Consider the following 18,563-nt stretch of genomic DNA (forward strand, 5'->3'; position numbering starts at 1 on the left):
AGGGGAAGCGGCATGTCTGACAACGATCCCTTTGCAGAGCCGGACGATACCGACAAGACGGTGATCCGCCCCAATCCTGGCGGGCGGCGTTCCGGCGGCGGCATGGCCACGCCGGCGCCCGCAGCCGTTCCCGATCCCGGCGGTTTCCCCGAGCCGGGGGCCGGTTCCGCCGGCGCTTATGGTGTGCCGCAGGGCGCAACGCCCCGACCTACGGCGAAATCGGCGGATGCCTCGGTGTCGATGACCGGCATGAACCAGCTGACCGCCTGTGCCAGCACGCTGTTTTCCCTGATCTCGCGCATCCGTAACCGGGCGCAGCACATGGACCCGGACAAGCTGCGCCAGAGCGTCGTGAGCGAGGTGCGCGAATTCGAGAACCGCGCGCTTCAGGCCGGTATCCCGGCGCAGACCGTCAAGGTCGCGCGGTATGCGCTGTGCGCGACGCTGGATGACGTCGTGCTGAACACGCCATGGGGCGGGCAGTCATCCTGGGGGATGCAGTCGATGGTGGGCACGTTCCATCGCGAGACCGTGGGCGGGGATCGTTTCTATGACCTGCTGGTGCGGCTGGAAAAGGATCCGGGCGCGAATATCGATATGCTCGAATTTCTGTACATGTGCATGTCGCTTGGGTTCGAAGGCCGCTTGCGCGTCGAACAGGGCGGGATGGAGAAGCACACCCAGATCCGCGCCTCGCTCGCCCGGATCATCCGCGGCCAGCGCGGGGCGCTGGAGCACGATCTGTCGCCAAACTGGGAAGGTATCAAGAAACCGTTCAAGAAACTCTCGGCGTGGAAACTGGTCTGGATCGCGCTGGCGGTTACGGTGACCCTGCTGACCGCCCAGTTCCTTGGCCTGTCCTATGCGCTTTCGAACCAGACCGAGCGGGTGATCGGACAATTGTCGATCATCGATAGCGGTCCGGTTGCGCAGCTTTTGCGCCGGGCGCCGCCACCGCCACCGCCGCCTCCTGCACCGACCGCCGAAGAGCAGTTGCAAAAGGTCGAAGGCTTTCTTCAGGAAGAGATTGATGACGGCATCATCGAGGTGTTCCAAAAGGGCAATACGCTGGTGATCCGTATCGCTGGGTCGAACATGTTCGGCTCGGGCTCGGATGATCTGCAACCGCAGTTCGAAGAGCCGATCAACAGGGTCGCGCGCTCGCTGAACGAGGAACCCGGCCCGGTGATCATCGTCGGCCACTCCGATAACGTGCCGATCCGGTCGTCGCGGTTCCCGTCGAACATGCACCTGTCGCTGGCGCGCGCGAAATCAGTGATGTCGGGCATCGCCAAGACATTCGACGACCCGTCCCGGCTGACCGCCGAAGGCCGGGCCGATAAAGAACCCATCGCCGAAAACGGCACACGCGAAGGGCGGGCCAAGAACCGGCGTATCGAAGTTGTGCTCGTCCGGGAGAGTGACCAATGATCAGATTGTTCCTGCGGATGTTCCGGTCGATTTACTTCGTGCTTTTGGCGCTTGCGGTCATCCTGTCGGTCGCGGCATGGTATTTCGCGCCCTATATCGGCAGCGACGACTGGCATCCCTTTGCGAGCTTGACCGCGCGCATCGTCACGATTGCCAGCATATCGGTGTTATTCCTTGCGATCATGCTGACCGTATTTCTTGTGCGGCGGCGCCGGGCCAAGAAGATGACCGAGGAAATGGCCGAGGCCTCTGACCCAGTCGAGGATGACGTGGTCGGCGAGGAAATCGGCGAGTTACGCGGCAAGTTCAAGGCGGCGATGGCCGAGTTGCGCAAGTCGAAGAACGGCAAGAAGCACCTGAACGAGTTGCCGTGGTACGTGATGATCGGTCCGCCCGGTGCGGGCAAGACCACGGCGATTGTCAATTCCGGCCTGCAATTCCCGCTTGCCGACAAAATGGGCAAGGCCGCCGTGGGTGGTGTCGGCGGGACTCGCAACTGCGACTGGTGGTTCACGAACGAAGCCGTGCTGATCGATACGGCGGGGCGTTACACCACGCAGGAAAGCGATGCCGAGGTCGATAACGCCTCGTGGCTGGGCTTTCTCGGGCTGCTCAAGAAATACCGCAAGCGCCAGCCGATCAACGGTGCGATGATCGCGATTTCACTCTCGGACCTGTCGCTTCAGGATGAGGTCACGCAAAAGGCCCATGCGCAGGCGGTGCGGCGGCGTCTGAACGAATTGCGCGAAAAGCTGGGCGTGCGCTTTCCGGTTTACGTGCTGTTCACCAAGGCCGACCTGATCGCCGGGTTCAACGAGTTCTATGACGATCTTGGCAAGGAAGAGCGCGAACAGGTCTGGGGCTTTACCCTGCCACTGGAGAAAACCCGTGGAGAGGCCTCGCCGGTTTCGGCTTTCGACGAGGAATATGCCAAGCTGCTGGGCCAGCTGAACGCGCAGCTTCTGGAAAAGATGCAGCGAGAGACCGATCAGCAGAAACGTTCGCTGATTGCCGGGTTCCCGGCGCAGGTGGCCTCTATGCGTAATGTCGCGCGGGAATTCCTGACCGAGGTGTTTCAGGACAACCGGTACGAAAGCCGCCAGATGCTGCGCGGCGTCTACCTCACCTCGGGTACGCAGGAAGGTACGCCCATCGACCGGCTGATGCTGGGCATGGCGCAGACCTTTGGCATTGGCCGTCAGGCCATCGGCACCGGGCAGGGGACCGGGCGGTCCTATTTCCTGACGCGGCTGTTCGAGACCGTCATGTTCAACGAGGCCGGTCTGGTCTCGGCCGATGACAAGGTCGAGCGGCGCTATCGCTGGACCCAGCGCGCGATGATCGCCGCGACTGTTCTGATCGCGCTGGGCATGGGCGCGCTTTGGGTGCGCAGCTACATGGGCAACGTGGCATTGATCGACGAGGCGGCCGACAAGGTGCTTGCCTATCAGGAGGCCGCCGATACCCTGCCACCAAGCCCGGTGGGCGACACCGACCTTCCGCCCGTGGTGGCGGCGCTGAACAACCTGCGCGACATGCCGACCAATCCGGTGCTGTCCGATCCCGACCCGGAAAGCCGCGTACGCTATGGGCTGTATCAGGGTGAGGTCATCGGCACTCAGGCGGCCCAGACCTATCGCGCGGCGCTGAACAAACGCTATCTGCCCCGTCTTCTGCTGCGGCTCGAAGAGCAAATGATGGCGAATATGAACAACCCCGAACTGCTTTACGAGGCGCTCAAGATCTACCTGATGCTGGGACTTCAGGGGCCGATGAACCCGGATCTGGTCAAGGAGTGGATGCAGGTCGACTGGGAGGTGTCCTATCCCGGCGTGGTGCGACAGGAGCTTCGCGACGATCTGCGCGATCACCTTGATGCGCTGCTTTCCCAGCCGATGCAGGAAATCGCACTGAACGGGCCGCTGGTCGAACAGGTGCAGGGCATTCTAACCGAACTGCCGCTGGCGCAACGGGTCTATAACGGCATTATCAACAGTGCCGAAGCCACAGCGCTGCCGAAATGGCGGATCACCGAAAAGGGCGGGCCTGCGGTGAGCCGGGTGCTGGTGCGGTCTTCGGGTAAGGCGTTGAACGACGGGATCGAGGGGATTTTCACCTATGACGGATTCAACAACGTTTTCCTGCCCGAAGCGGTCAGCGTCGCCGAGCGGGTGCGCAGCGAGGCATGGGTACTGGGTGAACGCGGAGAATCCATCCAGACCGAAGGCGCCCTGCTCGCCCTTAGCCGCGATGTGCTCGACCTTTACTACAACGATTACATCTCGCGTTATGACGGCATTCTGGCGGATATCGACATCGTGCCACTGGAATCGCTGAGCCATGCGGTCGAGGTGACGAACGTGCTGTCAGGACCGACCTCGCCCATCGTGAACATCCTGACCGAGGTCGCCAAGGAAACCCGGCTGACAGAAAGCCGCGATCTGGTGGATACATCAGAATTGACGAATGCCGGTGAGGCGATTGTCGGGCTCGAGTCGCGGCAGAACCTTGGCATTCAGGCGCAGATCCTGCTGGAGGCACTGCGAAAGTCCGCCTCGGCCACGCCCGGCGGCGAACCGGAGGAACCCGGCCAATATGTCGAGGACCGTTTTGCGTGGCTGCAACAACTCGTCGAGCGTCCCGAGGGCCAGCCCTCGCAGCTTGACGAGCTTATGGGTGTGCTGACGCAGGTCTATCAGGAACTGCAAAAACTGTCCTTTAGCGGCGTGACCACCGGTGGTGAAACCGGGCAGGCACTGCTGCATTTTCAGCAAGCGGCGGGCCGGATCGACGGTCCTTTGGAACGCTGGGCCTCGCAGATTTCGACCGGGTCCTCGGGGATCACTTCGGACAGCACCCGCGCCTCTATCAATGCGCGCTGGCAGGCGAATGTACTGCCGTTCTGCGAACAGGCGCTGTCCAACCGCTATCCGTTTAATCGGCGGGCGGGGGCCGATGTGGCACTTGCCGATTTTGCCAAGTTGTTTGCGCCGAACGGGCTGATCGACAGCTTCTTTAACGAGAACCTGTTGAGACACGTAGATACGCGGACGCGCCCGTGGACCTTTAAGTCGGTGAACAATGTCGATCTGGGCATCAGCCAGGGCGTGTTGCAGCAGATGCAGAACGCGGCCGAAATTCGCGATGCCTTCTTTGCGGGTGGTCCCAATCCGGCGGTGCAGTTCCAGATGACGCCCGAGGCGCTGGATCCCAAGGCGAAGTCAGTCGTGCTTCAGATCGATGGGCAGGACGTGGGTTTTGCCCATCGCGGCGGTCAGCCCAATCCGGTTGCCGTCACATGGCCGGGCAGCGTCGGCTTTGCGCAGATCCTGTTCCAACCTGATCGCAAGAACATCGAAAGCTCGCTGAAGCGTGACGGGCCATGGGGCTGGTTCCGGCTGCTGGATGCGGCCGAAGTGCGCCGGACCAATGTATCGGACCGCAAGCGTGTCATTTTCAACGTAGGCGGGCGTATCGCGATCTTTCAACTGCAATCGGGATCGGTTCTGAACCCCTTTGCCCTTCCTGCGCTGGCCGAGTTCAGCTGCCCGAAATCGATGTGACGATGGCCGGGTTCGGGGCCTTTGGTAAAATGCCGTCGGTGGGTGATTTCTTTCGGATCGCCATGCCCCCGGGCTTTGTCAGCGCTTGGGACACATGGGTGCAGAATGCCCTGCTGAGCGGGCAGGAGATGCTGGGCGAGGTCTGGGATGCGCATTACATGTCGGCCCCGATCTGGCGGTTTTCCCTGTCGGCGGGGCTGGCCGGGCAGCAAAAGATGCTGGGCGTGATGATGCCTTCGGTCGACCGGGTCGGGCGGCGCTTTCCGCTGACTTTGGCGGCGGCGGTGACGACGCCGGGTCCCGCCTCGCTTGATCATTTCAACGAAGAGCCGCTGTTTGTGACGCTGGAAGATCTGGCGCTCGACGCGCTCGAAGACGGGATGACACGTGAGATGCTCGAACAGCGCCTTGCCGATATCCCAACCCCGGAGTTTCGCAGTGCCGCGCCCTTGCGGCGGGCCGGACGCAGCCTTGTTCTGACGCAGGCCGCGCCGGGCGGCATCCTGCCCGAACTCGCATCGGGTCTGCTGGCCCGTGCCTATCCCGCGCCCAGTGTGTGGAGTACGGTTGTTAACGAAGTGCCCAGATTAATGATTTGCGATGGTTTGCCCGATGGTCCCGAAATTCAAGGTCTCTTTCACCTCAACGCCCCGGTCTGGAATGAGGCCCGTCCCGCATGAATGATTTCAACGCGTTCCGCTACAACGCCAAGACCCATGTCGGGCTCAAGCGCAAGGTCAACGAGGATTCCGTTCTGGCGCTGCCCGGCCATGATATCTGGGTTGTCTCCGACGGGATGGGCGGCCATGAGGCGGGCGATTTCGCCAGCCGCCTGATCGCGGATTCCATTGCCACCATTCCACAGGGGCTTGAGCCTGGCGACCGGATGCATGCGCTGCGCGACGCGATCCAGCAGGCCCATCGCATCATCGTGCAAGAGGCCGAGGATCGCGGGCGCGGGGTGATCGGGGCGACCGTCGCGGCGCTGATCATGGCGAACGGGCATTTCGTCGGGCTCTGGGCGGGCGACAGCCGGATCTATCGCCTGCGCGACGGTCATATCGAGATGCTGACGACCGATCACTCGGCGGTAGCGGAATTCGTCACTTCGGGCCGGATGACATGGGACGAGGCGGAACAGCACCCGCAATCCAATGCCATCACCCGGGCCGTGGGCGTGGGGGACGATCTGGAACTCGACAAGGTGCGCGGCGAAACCCGCTCGGGTGACCGTTTCCTTCTGTGTTCCGACGGGCTTACGAAATACGCCACCTTCAGCATCCTCGAACGCACCCTGAAACGCTTTCCGCTGGAAACCGTGTCCGATGAACTGGTGCAGATCGCGCTGACCGGCGGCGGGGCCGACAACATCTCGGTAATCGTCGTGGACGTGATCTGATCAGGGCTGGGCTGTTGTCAGGATCTTGCTGTCGAGCGACAGGATGGTCTGTTCATTGTCATGGGCGAATTCACGCAGCGCCTCGGCGTAGCCAGAGGCGGATTCCGATGTCGGCCGCAGCCCGTTAAACAGCGGTTTCGTCGAGTGAAGCACGATCACCTTGCTTTTGCCGAGCGTGCTGTCATCGACACGGAAGGCGATGCGCCCGTTTTGCGCCGCTTCTTCTAGGTCGTAGGCCACGCGCACCGACACCTCGCCCGATTGCCCGTCGCGCAGGTCGGCAACGGCGTTATCCTCGCGGTTGAGGTTTGGCAAAAGGTGAAAGACGCTGCCCGACACATCGAGGATCGACACGGTCAGGAAACCGTCGGTCACATCGGCGGGCAGGACCACGTCGATCACCGGGTTCTCGCCAACAAAGAACCGCCCGGAGGGGTTGGGTTCGTCCCGGTCACCGACACGGAAGGCGACGTCGATATCGCTTGGAGGCGCATCCGGCAGGTGGCTTTCGATCAGGCAAAGTGTCGGGTTCAGAACCTCGACATCGATCACCACGTTGCGTTCCCCGGCGATGGCGCGCAGGGCGTCAAAGAGTTGCACGCGCGTCGCGGTCTCGCTGACGCGCCCCGAGACAGTGATCGGCGCATCCGGGCCAAAGCCGACCGGCGAAGAACCCGCAAGGGTCAGGGGCCCGCAATCCGTGAAATTCTCAAGCACTGGCGTGATTTCATCTTCGCTCAGGAAAGTCTGTTCAAAGGTGATCCGCGCGCGGCCTTCAAGCGCGCCGGGCAGATCGTTTTCCATCGCCGCCATCAGACGCTGTTGCAAAGCCTCATCCGTGGTGGAGCCGGTGACCTGCGCGCGGTTGCCGCTGATCGACAGGCGCCAGTCGTCAAGCGCCTGAATCTGGTCGAGCGTGGCCATCACATCTTCGCCCCAACTGTCGGCGATGTCGCCCGAGGACAAGGTCAGGTCTGCATCGCCATCCGCCTCGCCGATAAGGGCGCTCAGCCGGGCGCGCATCTCCTCGGACGGGACATTGCCAACGGCGTTCGGCGGTTCGTCCTCCGACTTTGCCACGAGCAGCGTATAGGGCTCGGCGACCGGGAATTGTGGCCCGAGCAGGCTGTCGAAAGCCCCCGCGAAATAACCGCCCGCGCCGCCCATTGCGACCAGCAGCACCAGCATCGCCGCGATCAGACCGCCACGCGATTTGCGATCATGCTTCGGAGCGGGCGCAGCCGAGGCTTGGGAAGCCTGAGGTTTGTCGGAGGTCTGGCTGTTTGCCACGCCATCCGGGTCCAGCGGAGCCGCCGTAGCGGCGCCCGGTCCGGCGCTTCTCTCCGGCCCGTCAGTCGCAGCGGTTTTACGGTCGCGCGGCGGCGGTGAAATCACTGTCGCTTCAAGTTCGTCGAGATCGCTGGTCTCGGGGTTGTCGAGAAAGGCCACCACGGCCGCCGCGCTCGACAGGCGGGCATCCGGGTTCGGATCGGTCATTCGATCGATCAGCGTCTTGAGCGGTTCGGGCACGCCGCTGGTATCGAGCCGCTCGCTCTTTCTCTGCACCACTTCCATCGGGTTGCGCCCAATGTCCGGCGGCGCGCCACGGAAATTCGCCAGCAGCAGCGCGCCGAGCGAATAGATATCTGACCTTGCATCGGTCTGGCCGTTAAGCTGTTCCGGCGCGGCATAAGCGTATTTGCCCGCGAACTCATTACCCACGATGGTTTCGGCGCCGGGATTGGTATCCTTGGCGATGCCGAAATCGATGATCACGGCCTTGGCCGGATCGCCGTCCTTCAGGATGATGTTGTCGGGCGACAGATCGCGATGCACGATATGGCGCGCATGGGCCGCGCTCAGCCCGCCTGCGACCCGGCGGCAGACCACCAGCAGATCCTCGGCCGACATCGGACCCTGTCTGAGCTTGCGATCAAGCCCGGGGCCTTCGACGTAATCCATCATCAGGTAGACATGGCCGTCCTGCGTGCGATTGCATTCGGAGTAACGCACCACCGCATCATGACGGATATCGCGGATTTCCTCTTCGCGCGTTAGCAGAACGAGGTAATCGTCATTGCCGGAAAACTCCGACTTCAGCACCTTGAGCGCCATCAGCCGGCCCGAAATCTCGCTCCGGGCCTTGTAGACATCCGATGTGCCGCCCCGGCCCAGCAAAGCTTCGATCCGGTAGGTATTGTTCAAAAGCTCGCCGGGCTGAAAAGCATCGCCGGGGCGGGATTCGATCATGAGTACTGCTCCGCCGGTGCTGGCCGTTCCGGGTTGGTCAGGCGGTTAGCCCAGCGCCTGGAATTCGACGCGACGGTTCACGTCCGCTGCCGGATCATTGGCGTCGAAGGGCGCGGATTCACCCATGCCAACCGCTTCCAGACGCTCGGCCGCGATGCCGCAGTCGCTTTCGAGATGGCGCTTCACCTCTTTCGCGCGCAAGAGCGACAGGCGTTCGTTATACTCGGCGCTGCCGGAACTGTCGGTGTGACCGATGATCTGGAATACCGAAACATCGACGTTCTTCATCACTTCGCAAAGGGTGGTCAGCTTGGCCTTCTGGTCGTCGGCCAGGGTGGCGCTGTCAAAACCAAAGGAAATCTGCACATTGACCTGATCCGCGCGGTCGACTTCGGAATAGGCGGCGGGCGTCGCAGGGGCGACGCTGGTCGCCTCGCTGGTCTCGGCCTGCTGTCCCGACGGAACGATGACAAGACCGCGGGTCTTCTGCTTCTTGAAAGCTTCTGCAATCTGCTCGGCTGTCATTTCATCAGCAGATTGTGCAAATGTAGCGGCCGGCGCGGTCAGCGCGATCGCGGCGGTCAGAGAACAGGCGATAAGGTTGCTTAAACGGACCATCGTTCGCTTTCCCCTTTTATCCATATGGGTTACGTAAAGACACTATACCGTGGATCATGGTACGACAACGTCTATTGCATCAGTGATCTCGGTCACTTTCGTTAAAAAAACTTCAATTCGGGTGCCATAAAATTGCGCCTGTATTAAGGCAGAAAGGAGATGGCAGACCATGCGCCTGCTCCCCGCAATTATCGTCGCGGTGGCGGTCATCCTCGCGCCCGTTCTCTGGGTCGGGCTGACCTGGTTCCTCTCCGAAGAAGACTTTCAGGGTTCTGCCGTTGACTCCGGCGCCCGCATCGAGATCGAGGTGCTGCGCCAGCAGGTCGAAGATCTCCAGGGCCGGATGGAGACCCTCGAAAACGAAGTGGCCCGCCTGCCTGCCGGTAACAGCGGCGGCGGGTTCACCTCCGACGCGGATGCCGAAGACGCGCTGCTACGCGGCACCGGTCCCAATGACATCATCGACGCCTATGCACAGGTCGTACTGATCGCCAACCGGACCGAGGTCAATCGCGGTCTCGAAGTCGCCGGTTCCGACTATCTCGAGGCGACACTGGGCCGTCCGCGCGACGTGCTCAGCGACACCTGCGAGCCGATGACGAACGAGAATCTGCGCCGCAAGCTTGTCCTGACCGAGGTCGGCCCGATCCGGGTCAACATGCTGCAACCGGCTGTCGACTCGCTGCGCCGCGTCTTTGCCAACGTGGAACGGGCCGACCCCGATCTCTATGCCCGCATCAATACCTCGGGTTCGCTCTGCGTCCGGCGCATCCGGGGCACCACCAACCGTCTCTCCACGCATAGCTACGGCCTCGCCGTCGATCTCAACATCGACGGTCAGCTCGACAATTTCACCGATGGCAAGACGCAACTCGGCCTGACCATTCTCGCCGATTTCTTCCATGCCGAAGGGTGGGTCTGGGGCGCGGGCTTCCGGCGCGAAGACAGCATGCATTTCGAAATCAGCCGCCGCCAGCTTGACGAATGGCTCGCCGAAGGTCTGCTCTGAACTTCCCTGCTTCTTTGGGTCTTAAAATATCCCCGCCGGAGGCATAGCGTCGCTGAAAGCGGCGCCATAAAGGAGTCTTTTCCAGGAGTTCCCGATAAAACTCATTCGCTCAGCCCATAGGCAAGCCGGATGCTGCGCTGGGTGCCGGGGCCAAAATCACCGTCAATCGCACCGGTATAGAAATCGTATGATTTCAACTCGCGCTGCAGGGCGCGGCGGGTTTCCGGGGTGAACATGTTGGGCCGTTCGCTCAGCAGGTTGAGCACATCAGAACTGCCCGAGCGCAGCGCGGCGTAGAGGTATTTCGCCGCGTCTTCCGGCCCCTTGCTGGCGATCAGGCCATCGTCGATCAGCGCGGCAAAATTGAACTGCGCCTGCGGATGGCGCAGGTCGGCGGCGCGCTCGAAGTAGCTCAGCGCGCGCTGGGGATCGGCGGGCAGGCCCAGCCCGCCCTGGTAATGCAGGAAACCAAGATCGTTGATCGCATCGGCGAAATCCTGTTCCGCCGCCAGACGGTAAAGTTCCAGCGCCCGTTTCTCGTCGCGGGGCACGCCGGTGCCGCGCTCGTAAAGCTTTGCCAGCTCGAACTGTGCTTCGGGTGAGCCCGATTTCGCCGCGCGCTCAAGGAACTTTACCGCTTCGGCCGGATCGAAACGCCCCTCGTTCGGGTTCAGCCGCATATAGGCAAGGCCCAGCATCGAGCGGGTATCGCCCAGATCGGCCAGCGCCAGCAGCTGTTCTTCCTGATCCGGCTTGATCGCTGCCCAGGCATCGACCGCGTCGGAGCTGGCGATCTGGTTTTCGCCCTCGTCAGGCCCGGCGAGGTAAAAGGGAACACCGGTCAGCGAGCCGTAGGTATGCGGCTCTTGCAGGTTGCCGGTCTGTTCAAGCACGCGATCTCGTACCTGCCGGAACATCAGGCTGATTTCCAGCCCGGGTTCGACCATCTTTTCCATCAGCGCGCGCGCATAGGGGCTGTTACTGCCCGACCCGTCCAGCGCTACCTGTCCGTCCTTGGCGGCAAAGGCCACCAGCGTACCACGGTCCGGGTCGGCCGCCGCCAGACCGCCGGAGCCCCGCGACTGCTGCCCGGATCGCTGGATATTTCCGGACTGGTCAAGCTGGATCAGGTCGCCCAGCGGATTGTCGCGGCAACTGTCAAGGATCACGATCCGCATCTTGCGGGCCCGTTCCACCGCGCCCAGCAATTGTTTGAGCGACACCGACTGCCGCTGCACATCGCGGTTCGAGGTCACCTTGGCGTCGATGGGAATAAGGAAATTCTCGCCCTGAACCTCGATCCCGTGACCGGCATAGTAGATCAGCGCCAGATCGGCGGTTTCCGATTGAAAGGCGAAATCGTCGAGCAGCTGGTAAAGCTGCTCCGAAGTCGCATCCTGCGCCAGCGTCACATCGAAGCCGATGTTCGACAGGGTTTCGGCCATGTCAGCGGAATCGTTAAGCGTGTTTTCCAGCGGATCTATGCTGCGATAGGCGCCCATCCCGATGACAAGCGCAACCCGGTCGGACGCCGCCGTCGCAGCACTTGACCAGAGCAGGACCAGAAGAATGGCAAGGGGGCGGATCACCGGGTACATCGCTGAAAACCTGTAGAATAAATTCAAACCATGCGCCTCAGTTTAACCAAAGCACAGGTCCAGCGATACATGGTAATCGGCAAAAGTCTGTGAAGTAAATCGCTTGTGGGCGTTTTCGTCACGCGGGGGAGGAAAACTCAGAGATGTTTGACGTTTGCGCGCAGCTTGCGCATCACCCTGAGAAAGGCTTCGTAATCCTTGGGATCGACGCCGTCGAGAAGCTCGATCTCGCGTTCCAGCGCCACTGCCATCATCCGCGCATGAAGATCGAAACCTGCCTCGGTCAGGGTCAGGTACTTGCGTCTTGGGTCGTTCGCGGCCGGGGTCGCGCTTAACAGACCCATCGTCTCAAGCCGCGTGATCGCCCGGCTGACTGCGCCCTTGTCGATGGCGATACCATCGCAGATACGCGCTGCGCCGCAGCCCGGTTCGGTCGCGATCCAGGACAGAACACGCCATTCGGTGACGCCAACACCGAATTCACTTTGGTAGAGCGCCGAGGCCCCCCGGGAAAGGGAGCTGTTGATCGAGGCGAGGAAATAAGGCGCATAGACGTTGATGTCGATGACGCGCACGCCTTCATCGGTAACCCGCGTCGGAACGGGCAGGCCGGAAGCGCGCGCTTTTTTTTTCGTTTTTGTCAAAAGCAGTTTCCGTTCAAATTGGCTGGCCGGGCAGATTTCTGTGCCGACGCTTGCTAATACAACGGATTTAAAGGTGGTTCCCTATCCGCGTCGGTCAATGAACTTTCAATATGGCAAGCCGACGTAGTTGTTGGCAAGCGCGTGTTGCGCTGCTTCGTTTTCCTGAAGGAAGGCGATTTCGGCTTGCTGCATTTTCAGATCAAAGGGGTTCTGATCCGGAAAACGATGGAGCAGCGATGTCATCCACCAGCTGAAACGTTCGACCTTCCAGACCCGCGCCAGCGCCTTCTCCGAATAGGTTTCGATGCCTTCGTTATCCTTATCGTTATAATAACGGGCCAGCCCCTGGTGCAGGTAATAGACGTCGGACGCGGCAGAGTTGAGCCCCTTGGCCCCTGTCGGCGGAACGATATGGGCGGCGTCCCCGCAAAGGAACAGGCGGCCCCAGCGCATCGGTTCCGATACGAATGACCGCAGCGGCGCGATGGATTTCTCGATAGATGGTCCCGTCACCATGGTTTCGGCCACTTCCTGCGGGATGCGGCGGCGCAATTCGTCCCAGAATGCCTCGTCGGACCAGTTCTCGACCTTATCGCTCAGGTCGCACTGCACGTAGTAGCGGCTCAGATGGGCGTTGCGCATCGAGCAGAGCGCGAAACCGCGCGAGGAATTGGCATAGATCAACTCGTGATTGGCGGGCGGCGTTTCCGACAGAATGCCCAGCCAGCCGAAGGGGTAGACCTTTTCGTATTCGGTCCGGACGTTTTCGGGTATGGAATTGCGGCTGACCCCGTGAAACCCGTCGCATCCGGCGATGAAATCGCAATCGATCCGCTTGTCCTGCCCGTCGTGACGGAAGGTTACATAGGGGGCATCGCTGTCGAGCCCCTTGAGTTCCACGTCATCGACTTCGAAAAGGGTCTCACCGCCCCAAGACTCGCGCGCGGCATAGAGATCCGCGGTAACTTCGGTCTGACCGTACACGGTGACCGGGCGCCCGGCGTGCTTGGCAAGGTCGATCCGAACGATTTCGTCGTTGAAGGAAAGCACTGTGCCGTCGTGCTTGAACCCTTCGCGGTCAAGGCGTTCGGCGGTGCCTGCGGCACGCATCATGTCCACGAGGCCCTGCTCAAGAACACCCGCGCGGATGCGGCTGAGCACATGCTCTTTCGTGCGGCGTTCGAGCACAATGGTATCGACGCCTTCCTTGTAGAGAAGCTGTGCCAGCAAGAGACCGGACGGGCCGCCGCCGATGATCGCCACCTGAGTTCGCATGCAACATTCCCCTCGCTAGGTCAAAAGATTCCGGGCAGGTATAACTTTTGCACCTTAAAGAGGTGATTGAGTTGCTTTGTCAACTCATTTCGATCTGAATAAAGTATCCGTGATATTCGTTAACGACTTCATCCGCCCGTGGGGCGGGCGGATTGAAGGGCTTTGTTCAGAGGGTGCAGGCGCTGTTTCGCGCCGCTGAAATCAGCTTAGACCGTTATCGAGGAAGATCGTCCGCGCGATGTCGGAACGCTTGAGCCCGCGCTCTTCGAGTTCGGCGTCGGACAGGGCCGAAAGTGCCTCGAACTGGCGAACCTTGCCGAACGTGTCGAAAATTGAAGAAATCGCACTCTTGAGGTTGAAGAAAGTGCCGTGTGCGGTTTCTGGGGCGTGGAGTGTTGTGTAAGCCATGCTCAAATTCCTGTTTGTTTGAAAGATCGACGGAAATCCTCCCGCTTGCCGCGACGAGCCCTATGCTCGGTTAGCGCGGCTCACGCGGGGCGGAACGTCCGGATCAGATGTGAAAGCTGTTTGCGAAAACTTTTTTGACGATGTCGTCGCGCTTGAGACCACGCTTGGCCAGTTCTTCGTCGCTCATCGCCTGGAGAGCGGCAGCCTGGCGCATCTTGGGATGGTTCTCGGCGATGCTGGTCATGCCGTTGAGTACGGCGTTGAAAAAGCGCGAAAACGCGCCGGGGACTGCAGAAACGTCTGCACCATGTGTCGATGTATAAGCCATTGCTCGATATCCGTATCCGTTCATTAACCTCCCTTGGCATGCAAATTAGGCGGGTCGAGTTGATATAACAACCAACGTGAACAAATAGCCGCCTTGCTTTTCATGCAATGCTTGACCGGTGATAAGAGGAATTGCATCTAATTCGCGTCAGCTATAGACGGGTTGTCGCGAAGCGGGGGCATCGTATGGCAGGACAGACCGACCAGGTATTGAATGCGGTTCTATTTTCGATTGACCGGGGCACATTAAATCCCGGTGACATTATTGAAGAAGCGCCGTTGATGGAAACGTATGGGGTGTCCCGGACGCCCGTGCGCGAGTGTTTCATTCATCTCGAAGCGGCAGGGCTGATCCGGCGCCTGCCCCGAAAGGGCGCGGTGCTCTTCAAGCCGACGCTGGAAGAGTTTCTGGCCATCGTCGAAGTTCACTCAAGACTTGAAGGGCAGGCCGCAGGGCTGGCCGCGCGACGGTTGGGAGTGGCTGATGCCGCTGCGATCGAGGCGGCGGTGCAGGCCTGTGAAGAACATGCCGCCGAAAAACCGAATGCGGACGCAGACACCTATTACCACTTGAACATCCGTTTCCATCAGGCGGTTGCCGAGGCGGCTGGCAATCCCTTCCTGCTTGAAATGATTAAGGCGAACGCGCGTAAGCTGATGGCCTATTACCGTGTCGCTTACCGCTATCCCGGCGCGATCTCTCACTCCGCATCCGAGCACCGCAGGATTGCGACGCTGATTCTGAACCACGACACTGAAGAGGCGTCGCGGCTCATGGAGCGGCATCTCTGCTTCGATCAGGTCACGGTTATGGATCTCCTTGCGGCGCTAGACTGACGCGCGGGCGACCAGCCTGTTGCCAAACTGTGCCGGATCGACAAGAAACCGGTCAGTTGACGCAGGATATGGCCATGTCGCCCGCAGGGGAAAACAGCAAAGACGGTTTCGCGGAGGCAACGGATCATATCGTCGCCACCTGCCACGGGCTGCGCGTGCCCGGCTCGCCACTGATATCTGACGAGGATGCCCGCTGGATCGACAAAGAGGGCTATGAGGGCCATGAGATCCGGGGGGCGATGCATGTGACGACGCCACAGGACCGGGTTCTGGAACTTGGTAGCGGGCTTGGTATCGTCAGTGGTGCTGTCGCGCTTAATTGTCAGCCGCAGGCGGTGCTGAGCTATGAGGCGAACCCGGACCTGCTGCCGCATATTCGCGAACTGCACCGCGTCAACCGCCTTGAAGAGATTATCTTGGTGAAAAATGCCGTGCTTTGCGGTCCGGGACCGCGTCCGGCGCTGATAGATTTCAATATCGCTAGAGATTTCCGAAGTTCCTCCCTGCTGAAACGGGGGAAAGCGCCGGTTCAGACGATCAAAGTGCCAACAGACGGGTTCGCCGAAGTCGTTGCCGGGTTCCGGCCCACCGTTCTGCTGCTGGATATCGAGGGCGGCGAGTTGTCGCTGTTGCGCGATGCGGATCTCTCGGCCTTTCGCGCCGTAGTCATCGAATTCCACCCCGGCGTTTATGGCGATGAGGGGATGGAGGAATGCAAAAACATCCTGATTTCAGCGGGTTTGAAACCGCTTGAGAGTCACTCCACGCGGCGCATCTGGACCTGTACGCGCTGACCCCGACATCGGTGTTGGACTTTTAAAGTGACCCGATTTGCCATTTTCACGCATCTTTCTTGCCGCAACGTGTTGCCGAGCCTTTTCAGATGTGGAATAGAATTTCGCAGATCGGAATGTCTCGCAGAGCCTGTTCTTGCAAACCCGGGCTGTGACGTTAGGTTCCCGCATTGCGGGCACCGGAGGATTTGCGAGGCGCGCCGCGTGGAGGTTAAGAATCGCGGTGGGAGGAGAAGCGGTCAGATAAGCTCTGACAGCCCTTTCCCATGCGACGAAGAAGGAGATTCGGATGTCCGATGCAATTGCCTATGAACGGGTTGGCGATATCGCCGTGCTCAAGGCGCAGAACCCGCCGGTCAACGCCCTTGGATACGATGTACGCGTCGGTCTTGTCGAAGGAATCGAGCGGGCCGAAGCCGACGAAGGCGTGCGCGCCGTCCTGATCTATGGCGATGGCACCACGTGGTTCGCAGGCGCCGATATCAAGGAATTCGGCAAGACGCCGAAAGAGCCCTATCTGCCCGATGTCTGCAACCGCATCGAAGCCTGCCCGCTGATCGTCGTCTCGGCGATGCACGGCACGGCGCTGGGCGGCGGCTTGGAAATTGCGCTATCGACGCATTATCGTGTGGCGGTGCCCAAGGCGCGCATGGGTCTGCCCGAAGTGCATCTGGGCCTGATTCCCGGCGCCACCGGCACGCAGCGATTGCCGCGCCTGACCGGCGTGCCGGCAGCGCTCGACATCGTCACCTCGGGACGCCAGTTCGGCGCGAAAGAGGCGCTGGAACTGGGTGTGATCGACAAGATCGAAGAGGGCGAACCGCGCGAGATCGGCCTTGCCTACGCCAGGGAACTGCTGGAAAGCGGCGCGTCCCGCCGCGCGGTGAGCGAGCTTGCCGCCCCCGAAGCGATTGATTTCGATGCCGCTTATGAAACCGCGCTCAAGAAAAGCCGCGGTCAGCTTTCCCCGGCCTACGGCGTGCGCGCCGTGCAGGCCGCCTGTGAATTGCCGTTCGCCGAAGGCATCGCCAAGGAACGCGCGCTGTTCATGGAACTGATGCAGACGGATCAGCGTCAGGGCATGATCCACGCGTTCTTTTCCGAACGTGCGGTCAGCAAGCTGCCGGAACTAAAGGGCGTCGAGCCGCGCGACGTTTCCGCCATCGGCGTCATCGGTGGCGGCACGATGGGCGCGGGCATCGCCACGGCGGCTCTGCTGGCCGGCCTTGATGTCGTTCTGATCGAGATGAGTGCCGAAGCGGCCGAGGCAGCAAGGGGCCGTATCGAAGGCAACCTGCAAGGCGCGTTGAAACGCGGCAAGATCGATCAGGCCAAGTTCGAACACCTGACGCAAAAGGCGCTGACTCCTGCCACCGATTACGAGGCGCTTTCGGATGTCGATCTGGTGGTCGAGGCCGTGTTCGAAGAAATGGGCGTCAAGAAAGACGTTTTCACCAAGCTCGACAAGGTCTGCAAGAAAGGCGCGGTTCTGGCGTCGAACACGTCGTATCTCGATGTGGACGAAATCGCCGCCTGCACCTCGCGCCCAGAGGATGTGATCGGTCTGCATTTCTTCTCGCCCGCGCATGTGATGAAGCTGCTTGAGGTCGTGGTTGCCGACAAAACCGCGCCCGAAGTGGTCGCGACCGGTTTTGCGCTGGGTAAAAAGCTCGGCAAGATCTCGGTCCGTGCCGGTGTCTGTGACGGGTTCATCGGCAACCGGATCCTGAAGACCTATCGCACCGCCGCCGAGCATATGGTGCTCGACGGGGCCAGCCCCTACCAGATCGACAAGGCGCTGACCGATTTCGGTTTCGCCATGGGGCCTTACGCGGTCGCTGACCTTGCGGGTCTTGATATCGGCTGGGCCACGCGCAAGCGGCTCGCGCCGACGCGCGACGCCCGTGAACGGGTGCCGACATATGCGGACAAGCTTTGCGAAGAGGGCAATTTCGGCCAGAAGACCGGCAAGGGCTATTACATCTACGAAGCTGGAAAGCGCGCCGGTGTGCCGAACCCCGAGGTGATGGAGCTGATCGAGGCTGAGCGCAAAGAACTGGGCATCACCCCGCGCGAGTTTTCCGACGAGGAAATCGTGCGTCGCTACATGGCGGCGATGGTCAATGAGGGCGCTAAGGTGCTGGAAGAAGGAATCGCCCGGCGTCCGCTCGACATCGATATGGTCTTCCTCTTTGGCTATGGCTTCCCGCGCTATTATGGCGGCCCGATGAAATGGGCCGATATCGTGGGCCTGCCGGGCCTGCTGGACGATATCAAATCCTATGCCGAAGAGGACGACTATTTCTGGAAACCTGCGGCGCTGCTGGAAAAGCTGGTCGCCGAAGGCCGCACATTCGACGACATGAACAAGGCCGCAAGCTGAACGACCCAACATGATTGGAGCAAGACG

15 protein-coding genes are annotated in these 18,563 nt (G+C 61.0%); 8 read left to right on the forward strand and 7 right to left on the reverse strand.

Going from position 1 to position 18,563, the window contains the following annotated elements:
• Positions 1-12: 12 nt before the first annotated feature.
• Genes icmH through ACU0FH_RS04625 form a run of 4 tightly spaced genes read left to right on the forward strand, consistent with a single transcriptional unit; the run spans position 13 to position 6,393 of the window.
• A complete protein-coding gene (icmH, locus tag ACU0FH_RS04610; protein WP_446193560.1) occupies positions 13-1,431 on the forward strand; it encodes a type IVB secretion system protein IcmH/DotU in 1,419 nt (472 codons plus the stop codon).
• Positions 1,428-4,994, forward strand: coding sequence for a type VI secretion system membrane subunit TssM (gene tssM / locus ACU0FH_RS04615; protein WP_446193561.1), 3,567 nt, complete (start codon positions 1,428-1,430; stop codon positions 4,992-4,994). Before icmH ends, tssM begins: the two co-directional genes overlap by 4 nt.
• Before the next feature lie 2 nt (positions 4,995-4,996).
• Positions 4,997-5,674: a type VI secretion system-associated protein TagF gene (gene tagF, locus ACU0FH_RS04620; protein ID WP_446193562.1), complete on the forward strand. Its 678-nt coding sequence runs from the start codon at positions 4,997-4,999 to the stop codon at positions 5,672-5,674.
• Complete coding sequence (locus ACU0FH_RS04625; protein ID WP_446193563.1) at positions 5,671-6,393, forward strand: PP2C family protein-serine/threonine phosphatase; 723 nt, start codon at positions 5,671-5,673, stop codon at positions 6,391-6,393. Before tagF ends, ACU0FH_RS04625 begins: the two co-directional genes overlap by 4 nt.
• Here the strand turns inward: ACU0FH_RS04625 and ACU0FH_RS04630 are convergent, their stop codons facing one another.
• Together ACU0FH_RS04630 and ACU0FH_RS04635 are read right to left on the reverse strand one after the other, a co-directional pair.
• Positions 6,394-8,643: a serine/threonine-protein kinase gene (locus ACU0FH_RS04630; protein ID WP_446193564.1), complete on the reverse strand. Its 2,250-nt coding sequence runs from the start codon at positions 8,641-8,643 to the stop codon at positions 6,394-6,396. It lies immediately after the preceding gene.
• 45 nt (positions 8,644-8,688) lie between these two features.
• Positions 8,689-9,261, reverse strand: a complete 573-nt coding sequence (locus ACU0FH_RS04635; RefSeq protein WP_446193565.1) for an OmpA family protein — start codon at positions 9,259-9,261, stop codon at positions 8,689-8,691.
• A gap of 169 nt (positions 9,262-9,430) precedes the next feature.
• Between ACU0FH_RS04635 and ACU0FH_RS04640 the strand changes: the two genes are divergently transcribed.
• Complete coding sequence (locus ACU0FH_RS04640; protein ID WP_446193566.1) at positions 9,431-10,270, forward strand: M15 family metallopeptidase; 840 nt, start codon at positions 9,431-9,433, stop codon at positions 10,268-10,270.
• Between the two features lie 101 nt (positions 10,271-10,371).
• Here ACU0FH_RS04640 and ACU0FH_RS04645 read toward each other — a convergent pair whose 3' ends face one another.
• The 5 genes from ACU0FH_RS04645 to ACU0FH_RS04665 form a co-directional block, all read right to left on the reverse strand.
• Positions 10,372-11,895 carry a caspase family protein gene (locus ACU0FH_RS04645; protein WP_446193567.1) on the reverse strand — a complete coding sequence of 508 codons (1,524 nt, stop codon included), beginning with the start codon at positions 11,893-11,895 and terminating at the stop codon, positions 10,372-10,374.
• Positions 11,896-12,005: 110 nt separating this feature from the next.
• A complete protein-coding gene (locus ACU0FH_RS04650; RefSeq protein WP_446193568.1) occupies positions 12,006-12,512 on the reverse strand; it encodes a MarR family winged helix-turn-helix transcriptional regulator in 507 nt (168 codons plus the stop codon).
• A gap of 105 nt (positions 12,513-12,617) precedes the next feature.
• Entirely contained in the window at positions 12,618-13,787 is a 1,170-nt protein-coding gene (pobA, locus tag ACU0FH_RS04655; RefSeq protein ID WP_446193569.1) for a 4-hydroxybenzoate 3-monooxygenase, read from the reverse strand.
• A gap of 201 nt (positions 13,788-13,988) precedes the next feature.
• A complete protein-coding gene (locus ACU0FH_RS04660; RefSeq protein WP_446193570.1) occupies positions 13,989-14,195 on the reverse strand; it encodes a hypothetical protein in 207 nt (68 codons plus the stop codon).
• A 103-nt stretch (positions 14,196-14,298) separates the two neighbouring features.
• The gene (locus ACU0FH_RS04665) at positions 14,299-14,523 is read right to left on the reverse strand and encodes a DUF1127 domain-containing protein (protein ID WP_446193571.1); all 225 of its coding nucleotides are present in this window, start codon (positions 14,521-14,523) and stop codon (positions 14,299-14,301) included.
• Between the two features lie 185 nt (positions 14,524-14,708).
• Here ACU0FH_RS04665 and ACU0FH_RS04670 point away from each other — a divergent pair, with 185 nt between their 5' ends.
• The 3 genes from ACU0FH_RS04670 (at position 14,709) to ACU0FH_RS04680 (ending at position 18,536) form a co-directional block, all read left to right on the forward strand.
• Positions 14,709-15,359, forward strand: coding sequence for a GntR family transcriptional regulator (locus ACU0FH_RS04670; protein WP_446193572.1), 651 nt, complete (start codon positions 14,709-14,711; stop codon positions 15,357-15,359).
• Between the two features lie 56 nt (positions 15,360-15,415).
• The gene (locus ACU0FH_RS04675) at positions 15,416-16,153 is read left to right on the forward strand and encodes an FkbM family methyltransferase (RefSeq protein ID WP_446193573.1); all 738 of its coding nucleotides are present in this window, start codon (positions 15,416-15,418) and stop codon (positions 16,151-16,153) included.
• Positions 16,154-16,442: 289 nt separating this feature from the next.
• The gene (locus ACU0FH_RS04680) at positions 16,443-18,536 is read left to right on the forward strand and encodes a 3-hydroxyacyl-CoA dehydrogenase NAD-binding domain-containing protein (RefSeq protein ID WP_446193574.1); all 2,094 of its coding nucleotides are present in this window, start codon (positions 16,443-16,445) and stop codon (positions 18,534-18,536) included.
• Positions 18,537-18,563 lie beyond the last annotated feature (27 nt).

The organism is Heliomarina sp. (genome assembly GCF_052826185.1).